Source organism: Pseudomonas sp. R28(2017) (genome assembly GCF_002112505.1).
Lineage (GTDB): Bacteria > Pseudomonadota > Gammaproteobacteria > Pseudomonadales > Pseudomonadaceae > Aquipseudomonas.
In genome coordinates, this window is the sequence record NZ_NEHW01000009.1 from 219,004 (window position 1) to 235,110 (window position 16,107).

A 16,107-nucleotide genomic window follows, 5' to 3' on the forward strand; every position below is an offset into this window, starting at 1 on the left:
GATCAGACAGCCTCGTTGGACTCGTCCTCGAACGCGGCGAAGACCGGATCCTCGGTGACGATCTCTTCGGCGGCGATGAACTCAGGGGTTACGATACCTTCGGCGATTTCGCGCAGGGCGACCACGGTCGGTTTGTCGTTTTCCCACGCTACGCGTGGCTCTTTGCCGCCGGTAGCCAGCTGACGGGCGCGCTTGGTCGAGAGCATGACCAGCTCAAAACGGTTATCCACGTGTTCCAGGCAGTCTTCAACAGTTACGCGGGCCATGGTCTTCCTCAGTAGCAAATGCGGTAGGCGTGCAGCCCAATATGGGCAGGCGGACTCGATAGTTTAAAAAATCACCAGCCAATAGGGAAGCGCTGTTTTACCGGGTGGTCGCCTTCGAGCCCTGTGTTGGTTTGTTCGCGGGCAAGCCCGCTCCCACAGGAATGATGGCATTTCTCATCAGCAGCGCTCACCATGTGGGAGCGGGCTTGCCCGCGAAAGGGCCGCAACAGACGCCCTCGATACATGACCCCGACGATAACCTCAGAGCATCGCATCCCGCAACCGCGGCGTCAGCTCCTCGAACAGCGTCTGCACCGAACGCAACGCCCGGCAATCCGGCCGGGTCAGCAGCCACAACTGGGTATCGCAGCCCGGCAGCGGCCCGCTCAAGGCGTCAACACCCGGCAGCGCGTCCACCATATAGTCAGGCAGCGCCGCCACGCCCAGCCCGGTGCTCACCAGCTGGGCGATGGTCGACATGCCGCTGCACTGATAGCGCGGGCTCAGCCCCGGGTACTGCTGATTGCGCCAGACCACGGTGGGGTGGTCCTGCATCGAGTCGTCCGGGGCGATCCACGGCACGCTGCTGGCGGATGCGTTCAAGCGCTCGCGCCACTGCGGCTGACCGCAGATCACATAAGAGGTGGAGCCCAGGCAACGCCCCACCAGATGTTCCGGCGGCGTATTGGTCAGGCGCAGGGCGATGTCGGCATCGCGCCGGCTGAGGTTGGCGAAGGTGTTGGAGGTGCCCATTTCCAGCGACAACGCCGGGTAGTTCGGCATGAACGCCGCCAGCGCCGGCAGCAGCAGGCTGTGCATCACCGCCTCGGTGCAGGTCAGGCGCACGGTGCCGCTGACCACCTGCTCGCCGCTGGTCATGGCGATGCGTGCGGCATCCAGCGCCTGCTCGGCACGCTCGGCCTGCTCGGCCAGGGCCTGGGCAGTGTCGGTTGGCAGGTAGCCTTTGCGGCTTTTCACGAACAGCGCGGTGCCGAGCGCCGACTCCAGCCGGCGGATCGAGCGGAACACGGTCGAAACGTCGACCTTGAGCAGTTCGGCGGCCTTGGCCAGTGAGCGCCCGCGTTCCAGTGCCAGGACCAGGGAGAGGTCGGCGTGGGTAATTTGATATTGCATTGGTGCACGCTCTGCTTGCCGAATTGCCAATGTCTGTTGCGTGAGGGCCATTTTATAGTGAAACGGCCCCCGGGAATCAATGCGCCCGGTCGGGTAACCAATCCCCACGATGGGAAAGTGAAAAAAACAACAGCTGCAACCATCGTCGCCCGTGAGGCGCCAGCCGTATCCCCCACATCGCCGCAGCAAATCATAGGATGTAAGCCATGACGTCGGTCACCCCGTGCGCCAGTACTTCCAGCGAGATGAATGACTTCCTTCAGGCCCATCCGGATACGCAGTACGTCGATCTGCTGATTTCCGACATGAACGGCGTGGTACGCGGCAAGCGCATCGAGCGCGCCAGCCTGCACAAGGTGTACGAGAAGGGCATCAACCTGCCGGCCTCGTTGTTCGCCCTCGACATCAATGGCTCGACCGTGGAAAGCACTGGCCTTGGCCTGGACATCGGCGACGCCGACCGCATCTGCTACCCGATTGCCGGCACGCTGTGCGACGAGCCATGGCAGAAGCGCCCGACCGCGCAGTTGCTGATGACCATGCACGAGCTGGACGGTGAGCCGTTCTTCGCCGACCCGCGCGAAGTGCTGCGCCAGGTGGTGAGCAAGTTCGACGCCATGGGCCTGGATATCTGCGCCGCGTTCGAGCTGGAGTTCTACCTGATCGACCAGGACAACCTCAACGGCCGCCCGCAACCGCCACGCTCGCCCACTTCGGGCAAGCGCCCGCAGTCGACCCAGGTGTACCTGATCGACGACCTCGACGAATACGCCGACTGCCTGCAGGACATGCTCGAAGCGGCCAAGGAGCAAGGCCTGCCAGCCGATGCCATCGTCAAGGAAAGCGCCCCGGCGCAGTTCGAGGTCAACCTGCACCACGTTGCCGACCCGATGAAGGCCTGCGACTACGCGATCCTGCTCAAGCGCCTGATCAAGAACGTCGCCTACGACCATGAAATGGACACCACGTTCATGGCCAAGCCCTATCCGGGTCAGGCGGGTAATGGCCTGCACGTGCACATCTCGCTGCTCGACAAGAAAACCGGCAAGAACATCTTCGCCCACGAAGACCCGCTGCAAAGCGACGCCCTGCGCCACGCCATTGGCGGCGTGCTGGAGACCATGCCGGCATCGATGGCCTTCCTGTGCCCGAACATCAACTCCTACCGCCGCTTCGGTGCGCAGTTCTACGTGCCGAACGCGCCGAGCTGGGGCCTGGACAACCGCACCGTAGCCGTGCGCGTACCGACCGACAGCAGCGACAACGTGCGCATCGAGCACCGCGTGGCCGGCGCCGATGCCAACCCGTACCTGATGCTGGCGGCGATCCTGGCCGGCATCCACCACGGCCTGACCAGCCAGATCGAGCCGGGTGCTCCGATCGAAGGCAACTCCTACGAGCAGCTGGAGCAGAGCCTGCCGAACAACCTGCGCGACGCCCTGCGTGCGCTGGATGACAGCGAAGTCCTCAACCAATACATCAGCCCGGACTACATCGATATCTTCGTGGCCTGCAAGGAAAGCGAGCTGGCCGAGTTCGAAGTTTCGATTTCCGACCTCGAGTACAACTGGTACCTGCACACGGTGTAAGCCCATGAGCGCAATTGCGGTCCCCTTGATCGGTATCAGCGCCTGCCGCCAGCAGGTGGGGAAGAATTCGTCGCACACGGTGGGCGACAAGTATGTGGAGGCCGCCGGCTTCGCCGGATTGCCACTGATACTGCCTGCCCGCGATGGCGGCAGCGACACCCGTGCGCTTCTGGGCCGGCTCGACGGCATTGTTTTTACCGGCTCGCCTTCAAATATCGAGCCGCATCATTACAATGGCGCCGCCAGCGTCGAAGGGACCCGGCACGACCTTGCCCGTGACCGCCTGACCCTGCCGCTGCTGCAGGCGGCGATTGCCGCCGGTGTGCCGGTATTCTGCATCTGCCGTGGCTTCCAGGAACTGAACGTGGCCCTGGGCGGCAGCCTGCACCAGCGCGTGCAGGAACTGCCCGGCTACCAAGACCACCGTGAACCGGAGGACGCACCCCTGGAGGTGCAATATGGCCCTCGTCATCCCGTCAGCGTTGCGCCTGGCGGGCTGTTCGAGCGCCTGGGCCTGGCTGCGCAATTCGAGGTCAACTCGTTGCACAGCCAGGGCATCGACCGCCTGGCCCCTGGCCTGCGGGTCGAAGCAAGGGCCCCGGATGGCCTGATCGAAGCCGTGTCGATGCCTGACGCGCCGGGCTTTGTGCTTGGCGTGCAGTGGCACCCGGAATGGCGTTTCGCCGACAACCCGGTCTCCCGGAGCCTGTTCCAGGCGTTCCGCGAGGCCTGCATCGCCCATGCTGCACGGGAGGCCTGACAGCACGTCAGCCAAAAGTCCGGGATGACTCACCCCCGGCAGCGCGCTTTCAATGAGTGGAAGCAGGCCCTGGGAACAGGGCCTGTGAAAACAATTCCAATAGTTACGGCAAAAACTCATGAGCAATTACACAGAAGCCGGCCGCCCACCCGACGTGGCCGACTCGGGCAGCACTCAGCGCAGCAAAGGCCTGGCCAAGGGCCGCCTTGGCCTGCTGGCCAGCGTGGTGCTGGGCATTTCCACCATCGCCCCGGTCTACACCCTGACCGGCGCCCTTGGCCCGACAGTACGTGAGGTCGGTGCTCACCTTCCCGCCGTGTTCATCGTCGGCTTCCTGCCGATGCTGCTGGTTGCCCTGGGCTACCGCGAGCTGAATTCGGCGGAGCCGGACAGCGGCACTTCGTTTACCTGGTCGGCCCGTGCCTTTGGCCCGATGATCGGCTGGATCGGTGGTTGGGGGCTGGTCGTTGCCACCACCATCGTGCTGTCCAACCTGGCGGGTGTCGCCGTCGACTTCTTCTATCTGTTCCTCAGCCAGATCACCGGCCACCATGAACTGGCGGCCCTGGCCGACAACCTGTTGATCAATATCACCACCTGCTGCGTGTTCATTGCCATGGCCGTGTGGATCTGCTGCCGTGGCATGGCCACCACCATGACTGTGCAGTACGGCCTGGTGGCGCTGCAGCTCATGGTATTGCTCGGCTTCGCCTTCGCGGCATTCGGCGGCACCACCGCGCCGCCACCGCTGGAGTTCGATTTCGCCTGGTTCAACCCGTTCGGTGTCGAGTCGTTCTCGGCCTTTGCCGCCGGGCTGTCACTGTCGATCTTCATTTTCTGGGGCTGGGACGTCTGCCTGACCGTCAGCGAAGAGTCGATCGGCAGCGACGAAGTGCCGGGCAAGGCGGCAACCTGGACGGTGCTGCTGATCCTCGGCCTGTACCTGGTCACTGCCATCGCCACCCTGCAGTTCGCCGGCATCAGCGAACAGGGCCTGGGCCTGAACAACCCGCGCATCCAGGAAAACGTGTTCGCGCACCTGGCCGGGCCAGTGATGGGGCCGCTGGCGATCCTGATGTCGATCGCGGTACTGGCCAGCACCGCAGCGTCGCTGCAGTCGACCTTCGTGTCGCCGGCGCGCACGCTGCTGGCCATGGGTTACTACGGCGCGGTACCGCAGAAGTTCGCCAGCGTCTGCCCGCGTTCGCAGACCCCGCGTTACGCAACCATCTGCGCTGGTGTGGCGGCAGGCCTGTTCTACGTGACCATGCGCACCCTGAGCGAGAACGTGCTGGCTGACACCATCACGGCGCTGGGCATGATGATCTGCTTCTACTATTCGCTGACCGCGTTCGCCTGTGTCTGGTATTTCCGCGACAGCCTGTTCGGCAGCCTGCGGCACTTCTTCATGCGCGGCCTGTGCCCGCTGGTGGGTGGGGTGATCCTGTCGGTGATCTTCGTGCGCACGGCCATCGACAGCGCCTCGCCGGACTTCGGCAGCGGTTCGCATGTGGCCGGGTTGGGGTTGGTGTTCGTGATTGCGGCGATCATTTCGGCACTGGGGATCGTGCTGATGATGATTTCGCGGATGCGTGCGCCGGCCTACTTCCTGGGGGCTACCCTGCGTCAGCAGGCCACCCTGCCACTTCAAGACTGACTATTGGGGGCCGCTTAGCGGCCCCTTCGCGGGCAAGCCCGCTCCCACAGGTACTGCACAGGCCTCAAGGGCAGTGATTTTCCTGTGGGAGCGGGCTTGCCCGCGAAGGGCTGCAAAGCAGCCCCAATGGGATCTTCAACCGATCAATTGCTTCAGCAGTGCTGCATGGCGCTGCTGCTGTTTTTCCAGCTTCAGTTCTTCGGCTCGTGCAACCACGGCAGAACCACCTTCACGGTTAGCCACGAACACAGCCTTCAAGTCCTCCAAGGCCACGTCGAAGTCGTCATTGATGATGACGTACTCATATTCGTCGTAGTGCACCATCTCGCTGACCGCTTCCTTCATGCGCCCGGCGATGATCTCCTCGCTGTCCTGGCCGCGGCCGTCCAGGCGCTCGCGCAGGGCCTGCTGGCTCGGCGGCAGGATGAACACCGAACGCGCTTCGGGCATCAGCTTGCGTACCTGCTGGGCGCCTTGCCAGTCGATTTCCAGGATCAGGTCATTGCCCTGGTCCAGCACCTCTTGCAGCGCGCTGCGCGAAGTCCCGTAGAAATTGCCGAACACTTCGGCGTGCTCGAGGAAGTCACCCTGGGTGATCAGCCCCTTGAAATCGTCATGGCTGACGAAGTGGTAGTTCACCCCATGCTGCTCGCCCGGGCGCATGGCACGGGTGGTGTGCGAGACCGAGACGCTGACGCGCGGGTCGGCCTTGATCAGGGCGGTGACCAGGCTGGTCTTGCCGGCGCCGGACGGTGCCGAAACGATATAGAGGGTGCCGCTGCTTTGCTTCATGGTCGGGTTGGCCTTACTCGATGTTCTGTACTTGTTCACGCATCTGTTCGATCAACACCTTCAGGTTGACCGCCGCTTGCGTGCTGCGTGGGTCGAAGGCCTTGGAGCCCAGGGTGTTGGCTTCACGGTTGAGTTCCTGCATCAGGAAGTCCAGGCGCCGACCGGCGGCACCTCCGGACTTGAGCACCCGGCGCACCTCGTTGACGTGGGTGCTGAGGCGGTCGAGCTCTTCGGCAACGTCGCTCTTCTGCGCCAGCAGCACCATCTCCTGCTCCAGGCGCTGCGGGTCGAGCTCGGCCTTGAGGTCGCCGAAGCGGTCGATGATCTTCTGCCGTTGGGCGGCGAGCATCTGCGGCACCAGGGCGCGCAGGGTGGTGACCTCGGTGGTCATGTTGTCCAGGCGTTCGTTGATCAGCCGGGCCAGTTCCTGGCCTTCGCGCAGACGCCCGGCCTTGAGTTCGGCCAAGGCCTCGTCGAACAGCGCCACGGCTTCGGCGTTCAGGGCCTGAGGGTCAGTGGCGTCGGCCACCAGCACGCCCGGCCAGGACAGCACTTCAAGCGGGTTGAGTGCAGCCGGCTGCTTGATCAGGCCGGCCACCTCCTCGGCGGCAGCGACCAGCTGCGCGGCGCGCTCGCGGTCGACCTTGAGCGGCTTGCCGTTGCTGTCTTCGTGCAGGCGCAGGGTGCATTCGACCTTGCCGCGCGACAGGCCCTGGCGCAGGCCTTCACGCACCGCGCCTTCGAGGTCGCGCAGGGCGTCCGGCAGGCGCAGGTGAGGTTCAAGGTAACGGTGGTTGACCGAGCGCAATTCCCAGACCAGGGTGCCTTGGCTGCCTGCGCGCTCGACACGAGCAAAAGCGGTCATGCTGTGCACCATGGGAAGGACCTCGCTTAAATGAATTGAAGGCGCGCGATTGTAGCGCAGTGCGCACGTGGCGCCCAATCCACCCATGTTACAGAGCGCGTGCCAGCGAGTGGGAAAAGGCGACAGGCTGCCGGGAGCGCGACAATAGGCATGTCCTCTGTGGGCGACGGGCTCTATAATGGCGGGCAGATTCAAAGTCCCAGTACAGGTATCCCAGATGAAACGTCCAAGTGGTCGCGCCGCCGATCAGCTCCGCTCGATCCGCATCACCCGCAACTACACCAAGCACGCCGAAGGGTCGGTACTGGTCGAGTTCGGTGACACCAAGGTCATCTGCACGGTCAGCGTCGAAAACGGCGTGCCGCGCTTCCTGAAAGGCCAGGGCCAAGGCTGGCTGACCGCTGAGTACGGCATGCTGCCGCGCTCTACCGGTGAGCGTAACCAGCGCGAAGCCAGCCGTGGCAAGCAAGGTGGCCGCACCCTGGAAATCCAGCGCCTGATCGGCCGTTCGCTGCGCGCCGCGCTGGACATGAGCAAGCTCGGTGACATCACCCTGTACATCGACTGCGACGTGATCCAGGCCGATGGCGGTACCCGTACCGCTTCGATCACCGGTGCCATGGTCGCCCTGTGCGACGCCCTGGCCGTGATCAAGAAACGCGGTGGCCTGAAGGCCGGCAACCCGCTCAAGCACATGATCGCTGCCGTATCGGTTGGCATGTACCAGGGCGAAGCGGTGCTCGACCTGGACTACCTGGAAGACTCGGCTGCTGAAACCGACTTGAACGTGGTCATGACCAGCGCCGGTGGTTTCATCGAGGTACAGGGCACCGCCGAAGGCGCGCCGTTCCAGCCTGAAGACTTCAACGCCATGCTGGCGCTGGCGCAAAAGGGCATGAACGAAATCTTCGAACTGCAGCAGGCCGCGCTGGCCGACTGATCCCAGCCAAGGAGGTGCGGGGCATGAGCGATTCCGAACTGTCGGTCACCCCGCCCAATGCCGAAGTCCGGCAGTGGGCGATGTTCTGCCATCTTTCCGCGCTGCTTGGCCTGGTGGTGCCCCTCGGGCACCTGCTGGGCCCGCTGGTGCTGTGGCACCTCAAGCGCGAGCAGGACCCTTTCATCGATGCCCAGGGCAAAGAAGCGCTGAACTTCCAGATCAGCGTGACGATTGCCGGGTTCGTCTGTACCGCCCTGATGTTCGTGGCCATCGGTATCGTGCTGTTGCCGATCCTGATGCTGGCGGTGTTGATCCTGATCATCCTGGCGGCCGTCAGGGCCAATGAAGGCAAGGCATACCGCTATCCCTTCATCTGGCGACCGATCAAATAAAAAAAGGGCCGCTTTCGCGGCCCTTTCTTCAGATGGTCAACGTCCAGTCATAGTCGACGATCAGCGGCGCATGCTGGGAGAAGCGCGGCTGACGCGGCAACCGGGCATTGCGCACGAAGCGGCGCAGGCCCGGGGTGAGGATCTGGTAGTCGAACCGGTAGCCCAGGTTGAGCATCTCGGCCTGTTCGTTGTCCGGCCACCAGCTGTACTGGTCGCCTTCACGGCTGACTTCACGCAGGGCATCGACGTAGCCCATGTCACCGGTGATCGCATCCATCCACGCCCGCTCTGGCGGCAGGAAGCCTGGCGACTGCTGGCTGTCACGCCAGTTCTTGATGTCGAGCTTCTGCTGCGCCACGTAGAACGAGCCGCAATAGATGTATTCACGACGCTTGCGACGCTGCTTGTCCAGGTACTTGGCGAAGTCGTCCATCAACTTGAACTTCTGGTTCAGGTCTTCGTCGCCGTTCATGCCCGAAGGCAGCAGCAGGCTGGCAATACTGACTTTGTCGAAATCTGCTTGCAGGTAACGCCCGTAGCGGTCGGCTGTCTCGAAACCCAGGCCGGTGATGACTGCCTTGGGCTGCATGCGCGAGTACAGTGCCACGCCACCTTGGGCGGGTACCTCCGCGTCGCAGGCATAAAGGAAATAGCCATCGAGCTGGAAAGCTGGGTCGTCGAGTTCAAAGGCCGAGGCGCGGGTATCCTGAAGGCAGATGACGTCGGCATTCTGGGCTTGCAGCCAGCTGAGCAATCCACGCTCGGCCGCAGCCTGAATGCCATTCACGTTCACACTGATGATCCGCATAAATGGCCCCAAAAATCTCGTGCGTGTATGATACCCGAGCTCAACCCATTTAGCTAAATCCGTGGTGTCCGGGACCTTACATGCAGCCGTATCAGCGCGACTTCATCCGTTTTGCCATCGATCGCGGCGTGCTGCGCTTCGGTGAATTCACCCTGAAATCGGGGCGTACCAGCCCGTATTTCTTCAATGCCGGCCTGTTCAACACCGGTTCTGCCCTTGCGCAACTGGGCCGTTGCTACGCGGCAGCCATCGTCGACAGCAAGATCCCGTTCGACGTGCTGTTTGGCCCTGCCTACAAGGGTATCCCCCTGGCGGCGGCGACTGCCGTGGCCCTGGCCGAGCAGCATCAGCTCGATGTGCCGTGGTGCTTCAACCGCAAGGAAGCCAAGGATCACGGCGAAGGCGGCAGCCTGGTGGGCGCACCGCTGGCCGGTGATGTGCTGATCATCGACGACGTGATCACCGCCGGTACCGCCATCCGTGAGGTGATGCAGATCATCAACGCCCAGCAGGCCAAGGCCGCTGGCGTACTGATCGCGCTGAACCGCGAAGAGCGCGGCAATGGCGAGCTGTCGGCGATCCAGGAAGTGGAGCGCGACTTCGGCATTCCGGTGGTCAGCATCGTCTCGCTGACCCAGGTGCTGGAGTTCCTGGCCGATGACCCGCAGCTCAAGCAGCACCTGCCGGCTGTCGAAGCGTACCGGGCGCAGTACGGGATCTGATCCTGGCCTGGTAATGAAAAAGGCGACCTTCCTGGAAGGTCGCCTTTTTTGTGCCGCCTGCTCCGGCCTGTTCGCGGGCAAAACCACGAACAGGCCGCTGAGGGCTCACTCAGTCAGTGCCGTACTTGGGCGAGCGCGGCCCGTAGAGAATGCCGCCATTGGCATACGGCGTCAGCAACCGCGTGCTGGTCATGCCGGCGATCGGGTAGCCGGCATCGTCCTGCACGCTGCTGATGATCTGGTTCACCGCCGCGGTGATCAGCATGCCGATGAGACCGCCCTGATTCTGCTGGTTCTCCTGGCTGGAAGCCGTGGCAGTGCCGGTCCACAGCGTGGTGCCGGTCTTCAGGTCGATCAGCTTGGCGCTGGCAGTGACGATGGTCGCGCTGCTCAGCACCATGTAGCGGGTGCCGTAGTCCGACACGGTCACGTACAGGCCGGCATCGGCGCCGAAGATTTCATGCAGCTTGGTGGTCGGCAGCTGATGGATGTCGGCTGGCGTGGTCAGGCCGTTCTGGCGGAAGGTTTCGTCCACCAGTGCCACCGGCATCACGTAGTAGCCGGCTTCCGCCAACGGATAGGTGACTTGCGACAGCATGCTGTAGGTCGCCTTCACGTCCGGCGATTCGTTCAGCGGCGGCAGGATCAGGATCGACTTTGGCCGGCTCTGTTTGTAGGCCGAATAGTCGATGGTCTTGCGCTCAGCGCAGCCGGCGAACAGTGCCAGCACGCAGGCGCCGACGAGCAGTTGGGTCAGGCGCTTGATCATTGCTGGGTTCTCTTGCTGGCGTTGCTCATCAGGAAGTCCATGTACGCCGCCGATTCCGGGAACAGGGCCTTCTCGGTGCGGAACTGCTGGATCATCTGGTCATCCTTGCCCAGGCTGGAGTACAGCAGGCCCAACTGAGCGTGATAGCCCGGCGGCACGGCGCCGTTCTTGGCCTTGATCTTTTCCAGATCGCGCTCCAGGGCGATGACCTGTTCTTCTTTCGAGTCGCCTTTTAGGTAGCCGTAGACCTGGGGCTGGTAGCTTTCCCACTGGTACAGAGTCTTCGGGCCGCTGCAGCCGGCCAGCAGCAGGCCGCCCAGCACGAGGCCCGCGCAGTTGCGCAAGGCCGGGAGGGTGATCGTCATCGGTGTGTCCTTACTGGAGTGACTCGGTTACTGAGCCTTGGGGTTCCACTGGCCGCTTTCGACCGCGTTGACCAGCTTGTTCACGGCTTCACGCATGGCCAGGTCGAGGACCTTGCCGTTCAGCGTCGAGTCGTAGCTGGCGGTGCCGCCGAAGCCGATGATCTCGCGGTTGGACAGGGCGTACTCGCCCGCACCCTGGCTCGAATAGACCACCTCGGAGGTGCTGATGTTGACGATGTTCAGCGCTACCTTGGCATAGGCGATCTGGGTCTTGCCGCGGCCGAGGATGCCGAACAGCTGGTGATCGCCCACTTCCTTGCGGCCGAATTCGGTAACGTCGCCGGTCACCACGAAGTCAGCACCTTTCAGGCGTTGGGCCTGGCCCTTGATCGCCGCTTCCTGCTGGATCTCGCTCATGTTGTCGCGATCGAGCACGTTGAAGCGGTTGGTCTGCTGCAGGTGGGTGATCAGGATGGTCTTGGCCTGGCCGCCGAGGCGGTCTACGCCGTCGGAGAAGATGCCGCGCATGTAGCTGGAGCGGTTGTCGAACTTGCCCACGGCAATCGGCGCGCGCACTCCGCTGTAGGGGCGGCTGACGCTTTCGACCTGTTGCACGGCAACAGCGGTGGAAGTTTCGGTGGCACAACCGGCGATGGACCCGACAGCCAGGGCGGCTGCCAGCACGAGTCCTTGTGATGCGAATTTCACGCGTGTACTCCAAATGGATAGTGGCAATTTGCAATGCGTATGCATTCTGCCATGTTGTCTCGGCTGCCGGTCGGGAATCTTGACGGGTAAACATGAAGATTGATGGCAGTTGGCTATCCACCTACGTGCATCCAGCGGATGCAAAGCGGGGCAAGCCACCATCACGTGCCTTTCGGCGGCGTGAGAGCCGGCTTGCCCCGCCCGGTACTACAAAGGGATCAGTGACGCTTGCGGTTGGTGATCAGAGTGCCTACGCCGCTGTCGGTGAAGATCTCCAGCAGCACCGCGTTCGGCACGCGACCATCGATGATGTGCGAGCTGTTGACGCCGCCCTGGACCGCTTCCAGTGCGCACTTGATCTTCGGCAGCATGCCGCCGTAGATGGTGCCGTCGGCGATCAGTTCGTTGACCTGCTCGGTGGTCAGGCCGGTCAGGACCTGGCCCTGCTTGTCCATCAGGCCGGCGATGTTGGTCAGCAGCATCAGCTTTTCAGCCTTCAGCGCTTCGGCCACCTTGCCCGCCACCAGGTCGGCGTTGATGTTGTACGACTCACCGTTGGCGCCCACGCCGATCGGCGCGATCACCGGGATGAAGTCGCCCTTCACCAGCATGTTCAGCAGGTCGGTGTTGACGCTGACCACTTCGCCGACGTGGCCGATGTCGATGATTTCCGGCTGGGTCATCTCCGGGGTCTGACGGGTGACGGTGAGCTTCTTCGCCCGGATCAGCTCGGCATCCTTGCCGGTCAGGCCGATGGCGCTGCCGCCGTGGCGGTTGATCAGGTTGACGATGTCCTTGTTGACCTGGCCGCCGAGGACCATTTCCACCACGTCCATGGTTGCGGCGTCGGTGACGCGCATGCCATCGATGAAGTGGCTCTCGATCGACAGGCGCTTGAGCAGGTCGCCGATCTGCGGGCCGCCACCGTGCACGACCACCGGGTTGATGCCCACGGCCTTCATCAGCACGATGTCACGGGCAAAGCCGGTCTTGAGCTCTTCGCTCTCCATCGCGTTGCCGCCGTACTTGATCACCAGGGTCTTGCCGACAAAGCGGCGGATGTAAGGCAGTGCTTCGGACAAAACCTCGGCTACATGGGAAGCGGCATCGCGATCGAGGGTCATGCAGGGCTCCTGTAAGGAACAGATAGTCGGTCAGAACGGCAGTTGCAGCTCAGGGGCAACCCGCAGCAACTGGGCGCGGAAAACATCCTTGATACGTTGCAACTCGGCGGCGCTTTCGGCCTCGAAGCGCAGCACCAGCACCGGTGTGGTGTTGGAGGCGCGAACCAGGCCCCAGCCTTTGGCGTAGTCGACCCGCACACCGTCGATGGTGGTCAGGTTGGCATCGCCCCATTCGGCGTCGCGTTGCAGTGCATCAATGATGCTGAATTTACCCTCGTCGGTCACATCAATATTGATTTCCGGCGTGGAAATATCGTTCGGGAAGGCGGCGAACAGGTCTTCGGCGTTCTGCGAAGCCTTGCTGAGGATTTCCAGCAGGCGCGCGGCACTGTAGATGCCGTCGTCGAAACCGTACCAGCGTTCCTTGATGAAGATGTGCCCGCTCATCTCGCCAGCCAGCAGCGAGCCGGTCTGCTTCATCTTCTTCTTGATCAGCGAGTGGCCGGTCTTCCACATCAGGGCGCGGCCACCGTGCTGCTCGATCAGCGGGGTCAGGCGGCGGGTGCATTTGACGTCGAAGATGATCTCGGCGCCCGGGTTGCGCGCCAGCACGTCCTGGGCAAACAGCATCAGCAGGCGGTCAGGGTAGACGATGCTGCCGGTGTTGGTCACCACGCCAACGCGGTCACCGTCGCCGTCGAAGGCCAGGCCGATGTCGGCACCGGTTTCCTTGACCTTGGCGATCAGGTCTTCGAGGTTTTCCGGCTTGCCCGGGTCCGGGTGGTGGTTGGGGAAGTTGCCGTCAACCTCGCAGAACAGCGGGATGACCTCGCAGCCCAGCGCTTCGATCAGCTGTGGTGCAATCACGCCAGCAGCGCCGTTGCCGCAATCGACCACGACCTTGAGCTTTTTCGCCAGCTTCACGTCGCCGACGATCTGCTGGAAGTAGCGGTCGAGGATCTCGACCTTCTGCACGCGGCCTTCGCCACGGGGCACGTCGTTGCTCTTCAGGCGGGTCAGCAGGGCCTGGATCTGCTCGTTGGCCAAGGTGTCGCCAGCGATGACGATCTTGAAACCGTTGTAGTCCGACGGGTTGTGGCTGCCCGTGAGCATCACGCCGGACTTGCCGGCCAGCACGTTGGCGGCGAAGTACAGCGCCGGGGTCGGCACCAGGCCGACGTCGCTGACCTGGCAACCGGCATCGACCAGGCCCTGGATCAGTTGTTCGACCAGCATCGGGCCGGACAGGCGGCCATCGCGGCCAACGGAAATCTGCGGTTCGCCCTGGGCGATGGTCTGCGCGCCGATGGCGCGGCCGATCCAGTAGGCGGTTTCGCCGTGCAGGGTCTTGCCGACCACGCCACGGATGTCATAGGCGCGGAAAATGCTTTCCGGCAGTGCCGGGACCAGGTGGGCCATGTCGTTCATCTCGGGAAACTCCATTAGTCAAAGGCTTTTCTGGGCAGGCGCAAACTGAACGCTTGGACGGTGGAATCGCCAGAGAGTTCGCCATCCTTGGCCTGAACGGTCGTTGGCCGGCTCAGTGGCTACCGGAGTGGCCGAAGCCGCCCGTGCCGCGCTGGCTCTCGTCGAAGCGCTCGACGATGTCGAAATGCGCTTGTACCACAGGCACCAGGACAAGTTGTGCGATGCGCTCACCGACGGCGATGGTGAACGGCGTGTTGCCACGGTTCCAGCACGACACCATCAGCTCGCCCTGGTAGTCCGAGTCGATCAGGCCGACCAGGTTGCCGAGCACGATGCCGTGTTTATGGCCCAGGCCCGAGCGCGGCAGGATCATGGCCGCCAGGCCCGGGTCGCCGATGTAGATCGACAGGCCGGTAGGGATCAGCAGGGTCTGGCCCGGCTCGAGGACGGTGTCCTCTTTCAGCAGGGCGCGCAGGTCGAGGCCGGCGGAGCCTGGCGTTGCGTATTGCGGCAGCGGGAATTCGCTGCCCAGGCGTGGGTCGAGGATCTTGGCTTGAAGAGCGTGCATGTAACTTATTGAACCTGATTGAGCCGTTCGGCGATGAAGGCGACCAGTTGCCGGGCGATCTTGCCCTTGCTGGTCTGCGCGAAGAGGGTCTGGTGCTGCTGGCGGTCGATCACGGTCAAGGCGTTTTCCTCGCTGTTGAAGCCGATGCTGGGGTTGGCCACATCATTGGCGACGATCAGGTCGAGGTTCTTGTCCTTGAGCTTGCGCGTGGCGTAATCGAGCAAGTGTTCGGTCTCGGCGGCGAAGCCGACGCTGAACGGGCGGTCGGCGCGGCCAGCGAGGGTGGCAAGGATATCGGGATTGCGCACCATCTGCAGCAGCATGCCGTCGCCGGTCGTAGGATCCTTCTTGAGCTTTTGCGGGGCGACTACCTCTGGGCGGTAGTCCGCGACCGCCGCGGAAGCGATGAACAGGTCGCACGGCATGGCGGCTTCACAGGCTGCGAGCATGTCCCGTGCGCTGACCACGTCGATCCGCTGTACGCGATCGGGGGTCGGCAGATGCACAGGCCCAGTCACCAGGGTCACCCGAGCACCGGCTTCGGCGGCCGCTTCGGCCAGGGCGAAGCCCATCTTCCCGGAGCTATGATTGGTGATGTAGCGCACCGGGTCGATGTTTTCCTGGGTCGGGCCGGCGGTGATCAGCACGTGCTTGCCGGTCAGCGCCTGGCGCTTGAAGCTCTCCGCCGCGCACCAGGCCAGGTCGGTGGCTTCGAGCATGCGCCCGAGGCCCACGTCGCCACAGGCCTGGCTGCCGGAGGCCGGGCCGAACACCTGGATGCCACGGCTCTTGAGCAGTTCGAGGTTGGCCTGGGTGGCCGGGTCGCGCCACATCGCCTGGTTCATCGCCGGGGCCACGGCCACGGTGGCGTCGGTGGCCAGTACCAGGGTGGTCAGCAGGTCGTCGGCCATGCCTTGGGCCAGGCGCGCCATGAGGTCGGCGGTGGCCGGGGCGATCAGCACCAGGTCGGCCCACTTGGCCAGTTCGATGTGGCCCATGGCCGCTTCGGCGGCAGGGTCGAGCAGATCCATGTGCACCGGGTGGCCGGACAGCGCCTGCAGGGTCAGCGGGGTGATGAACTCGGCACCACCACGGGTCATGACGACGCGCACCTGCGCGCCGTGCTCAAGGAGTCGGCGAATCAGCTCGGCACTCTTGTAGGCGGCAATGCCACCTCCGACGCCGAGAACGATGCGCTTGCGATACAGCCGCTGCATAGG

17 protein-coding genes and 1 pseudogene are annotated in these 16,107 nt (G+C 63.5%); 6 read left to right on the forward strand and 12 right to left on the reverse strand.

Features of this window, described 5'->3' with window-relative positions; translation table 11 throughout:
- Positions 1–2: 2 nt before the first annotated feature.
- Together rpoZ and CAF78_RS17605 are read right to left on the reverse strand one after the other, a co-directional pair.
- Positions 3–266: a DNA-directed RNA polymerase subunit omega gene (gene rpoZ / locus CAF78_RS17600; protein WP_016394025.1), complete on the reverse strand. Its 264-nt coding sequence runs from the start codon at positions 264–266 to the stop codon at positions 3–5.
- Between the two features lie 261 nt (positions 267–527).
- Positions 528–1,400 (reverse strand): LysR family transcriptional regulator, encoded by an 873-nt coding sequence (locus CAF78_RS17605; RefSeq protein WP_079230321.1) that lies wholly within the window; start codon positions 1,398–1,400, stop codon positions 528–530.
- 206 nt (positions 1,401–1,606) lie between these two features.
- Here CAF78_RS17605 and CAF78_RS17610 point away from each other — a divergent pair, with 206 nt between their 5' ends.
- The 3 genes from CAF78_RS17610 to CAF78_RS17620 all read left to right on the forward strand — a co-directional run bounded on the left by CAF78_RS17610 (position 1,607) and on the right by CAF78_RS17620 (position 5,406).
- Positions 1,607–2,989 (forward strand): glutamine synthetase family protein, encoded by a 1,383-nt coding sequence (locus CAF78_RS17610; RefSeq protein WP_085676486.1) that lies wholly within the window; start codon positions 1,607–1,609, stop codon positions 2,987–2,989.
- A gap of 4 nt (positions 2,990–2,993) precedes the next feature.
- Positions 2,994–3,749, forward strand: coding sequence for a gamma-glutamyl-gamma-aminobutyrate hydrolase family protein (locus CAF78_RS17615; protein ID WP_085676485.1), 756 nt, complete (start codon positions 2,994–2,996; stop codon positions 3,747–3,749).
- Positions 3,750–3,867: 118 nt separating this feature from the next.
- Positions 3,868–5,406 carry an APC family permease gene (locus CAF78_RS17620; RefSeq protein ID WP_085676484.1) on the forward strand — a complete coding sequence of 513 codons (1,539 nt, stop codon included), beginning with the start codon at positions 3,868–3,870 and terminating at the stop codon, positions 5,404–5,406.
- Positions 5,407–5,541: 135 nt separating this feature from the next.
- Here the strand turns inward: CAF78_RS17620 and gmk are convergent, their stop codons facing one another.
- Entirely contained in the window at positions 5,542–6,198 is a 657-nt protein-coding gene (gene gmk, locus CAF78_RS17625; RefSeq protein WP_085676483.1) for a guanylate kinase, read from the reverse strand.
- Between the two features lie 13 nt (positions 6,199–6,211).
- A complete protein-coding gene (locus tag CAF78_RS17630; RefSeq protein WP_085676482.1) occupies positions 6,212–7,075 on the reverse strand; it encodes a YicC/YloC family endoribonuclease in 864 nt (287 codons plus the stop codon).
- Positions 7,076–7,280: 205 nt separating this feature from the next.
- Here CAF78_RS17630 and rph point away from each other — a divergent pair, with 205 nt between their 5' ends.
- Together rph and CAF78_RS17640 are read left to right on the forward strand one after the other, a co-directional pair.
- Positions 7,281–8,003, forward strand: coding sequence for a ribonuclease PH (gene rph, locus CAF78_RS17635; protein ID WP_085621521.1), 723 nt, complete (start codon positions 7,281–7,283; stop codon positions 8,001–8,003).
- A gap of 23 nt (positions 8,004–8,026) precedes the next feature.
- Complete coding sequence (locus tag CAF78_RS17640; RefSeq protein ID WP_085676481.1) at positions 8,027–8,395, forward strand: DUF4870 domain-containing protein; 369 nt, start codon at positions 8,027–8,029, stop codon at positions 8,393–8,395.
- A 28-nt stretch (positions 8,396–8,423) separates the two neighbouring features.
- Here the strand turns inward: CAF78_RS17640 and CAF78_RS17645 are convergent, their stop codons facing one another.
- A complete protein-coding gene (locus tag CAF78_RS17645; protein WP_008091582.1) occupies positions 8,424–9,203 on the reverse strand; it encodes an exodeoxyribonuclease III in 780 nt (259 codons plus the stop codon).
- Positions 9,204–9,283: 80 nt separating this feature from the next.
- On the opposite strand from CAF78_RS17645, the gene pyrE reads away from it, so the two are divergent.
- A complete protein-coding gene (gene pyrE / locus CAF78_RS17650; RefSeq protein ID WP_011536401.1) occupies positions 9,284–9,925 on the forward strand; it encodes an orotate phosphoribosyltransferase in 642 nt (213 codons plus the stop codon).
- Between the two features lie 109 nt (positions 9,926–10,034).
- Here pyrE and CAF78_RS17655 read toward each other — a convergent pair whose 3' ends face one another.
- The 7 genes and pseudogenes from CAF78_RS17655 to coaBC form a co-directional block, all read right to left on the reverse strand.
- Positions 10,035–10,694 carry a DUF799 domain-containing protein gene (locus CAF78_RS17655; RefSeq protein WP_085676480.1) on the reverse strand — a complete coding sequence of 220 codons (660 nt, stop codon included), beginning with the start codon at positions 10,692–10,694 and terminating at the stop codon, positions 10,035–10,037.
- Complete coding sequence (locus CAF78_RS17660) at positions 10,691–11,059, reverse strand: DUF4810 domain-containing protein (RefSeq protein ID WP_085676479.1); 369 nt, start codon at positions 11,057–11,059, stop codon at positions 10,691–10,693. The genes CAF78_RS17655 and CAF78_RS17660 overlap by 4 nt, the downstream gene beginning before the upstream one ends.
- Before the next feature lie 27 nt (positions 11,060–11,086).
- Positions 11,087–11,767, reverse strand: coding sequence for a CsgG/HfaB family protein (locus CAF78_RS17665; RefSeq protein WP_085676478.1), 681 nt, complete (start codon positions 11,765–11,767; stop codon positions 11,087–11,089).
- 218 nt (positions 11,768–11,985) lie between these two features.
- Complete coding sequence (gene argB / locus CAF78_RS17670) at positions 11,986–12,891, reverse strand: acetylglutamate kinase (RefSeq protein ID WP_085676477.1); 906 nt, start codon at positions 12,889–12,891, stop codon at positions 11,986–11,988.
- Positions 12,892–12,921: 30 nt separating this feature from the next.
- A pseudogene (locus CAF78_RS17675) lies at positions 12,922–14,295 on the reverse strand (phosphomannomutase/phosphoglucomutase); the annotation flags it as partial.
- Between the two features lie 136 nt (positions 14,296–14,431).
- Positions 14,432–14,887, reverse strand: a complete 456-nt coding sequence (gene dut, locus CAF78_RS17680) for a dUTP diphosphatase (protein WP_085676475.1) — start codon at positions 14,885–14,887, stop codon at positions 14,432–14,434.
- A 5-nt stretch (positions 14,888–14,892) separates the two neighbouring features.
- Positions 14,893–16,104, reverse strand: a complete 1,212-nt coding sequence (coaBC, locus tag CAF78_RS17685) for a bifunctional phosphopantothenoylcysteine decarboxylase/phosphopantothenate--cysteine ligase CoaBC (protein WP_027917018.1) — start codon at positions 16,102–16,104, stop codon at positions 14,893–14,895.
- Positions 16,105–16,107 lie beyond the last annotated feature (3 nt).

Coding starts and splice junctions, on each gene's coding strand:
- CAF78_RS17630 (WP_085676482.1), bottom strand. CDS start 7,075: ATGGTGCACAGCATGACCGCTTTTGCTCGTGTCGAGCGCGCAGGCAGC.
- rph (WP_085621521.1), top strand. CDS start 7,281: ATGAAACGTCCAAGTGGTCGCGCCGCCGATCAGCTCCGCTCGATCCGC.
- rpoZ (WP_016394025.1), bottom strand. CDS start 266: ATGGCCCGCGTAACTGTTGAAGACTGCCTGGAACACGTGGATAACCGT.
- CAF78_RS17605 (WP_079230321.1), bottom strand. CDS start 1,400: ATGCAATATCAAATTACCCACGCCGACCTCTCCCTGGTCCTGGCACTG.
- argB (WP_085676477.1), bottom strand. CDS start 12,891: ATGACCCTCGATCGCGATGCCGCTTCCCATGTAGCCGAGGTTTTGTCC.
- CAF78_RS17620 (WP_085676484.1), top strand. CDS start 3,868: ATGAGCAATTACACAGAAGCCGGCCGCCCACCCGACGTGGCCGACTCG.
- coaBC (WP_027917018.1), bottom strand. CDS start 16,104: ATGCAGCGGCTGTATCGCAAGCGCATCGTTCTCGGCGTCGGAGGTGGC.
- CAF78_RS17655 (WP_085676480.1), bottom strand. CDS start 10,694: ATGATCAAGCGCCTGACCCAACTGCTCGTCGGCGCCTGCGTGCTGGCA.
- CAF78_RS17610 (WP_085676486.1), top strand. CDS start 1,607: ATGACGTCGGTCACCCCGTGCGCCAGTACTTCCAGCGAGATGAATGAC.
- pyrE (WP_011536401.1), top strand. CDS start 9,284: ATGCAGCCGTATCAGCGCGACTTCATCCGTTTTGCCATCGATCGCGGC.
- gmk (WP_085676483.1), bottom strand. CDS start 6,198: ATGAAGCAAAGCAGCGGCACCCTCTATATCGTTTCGGCACCGTCCGGC.
- dut (WP_085676475.1), bottom strand. CDS start 14,887: ATGCACGCTCTTCAAGCCAAGATCCTCGACCCACGCCTGGGCAGCGAA.
- CAF78_RS17660 (WP_085676479.1), bottom strand. CDS start 11,059: ATGACGATCACCCTCCCGGCCTTGCGCAACTGCGCGGGCCTCGTGCTG.
- CAF78_RS17645 (WP_008091582.1), bottom strand. CDS start 9,203: ATGCGGATCATCAGTGTGAACGTGAATGGCATTCAGGCTGCGGCCGAG.
- CAF78_RS17640 (WP_085676481.1), top strand. CDS start 8,027: ATGAGCGATTCCGAACTGTCGGTCACCCCGCCCAATGCCGAAGTCCGG.
- CAF78_RS17615 (WP_085676485.1), top strand. CDS start 2,994: ATGAGCGCAATTGCGGTCCCCTTGATCGGTATCAGCGCCTGCCGCCAG.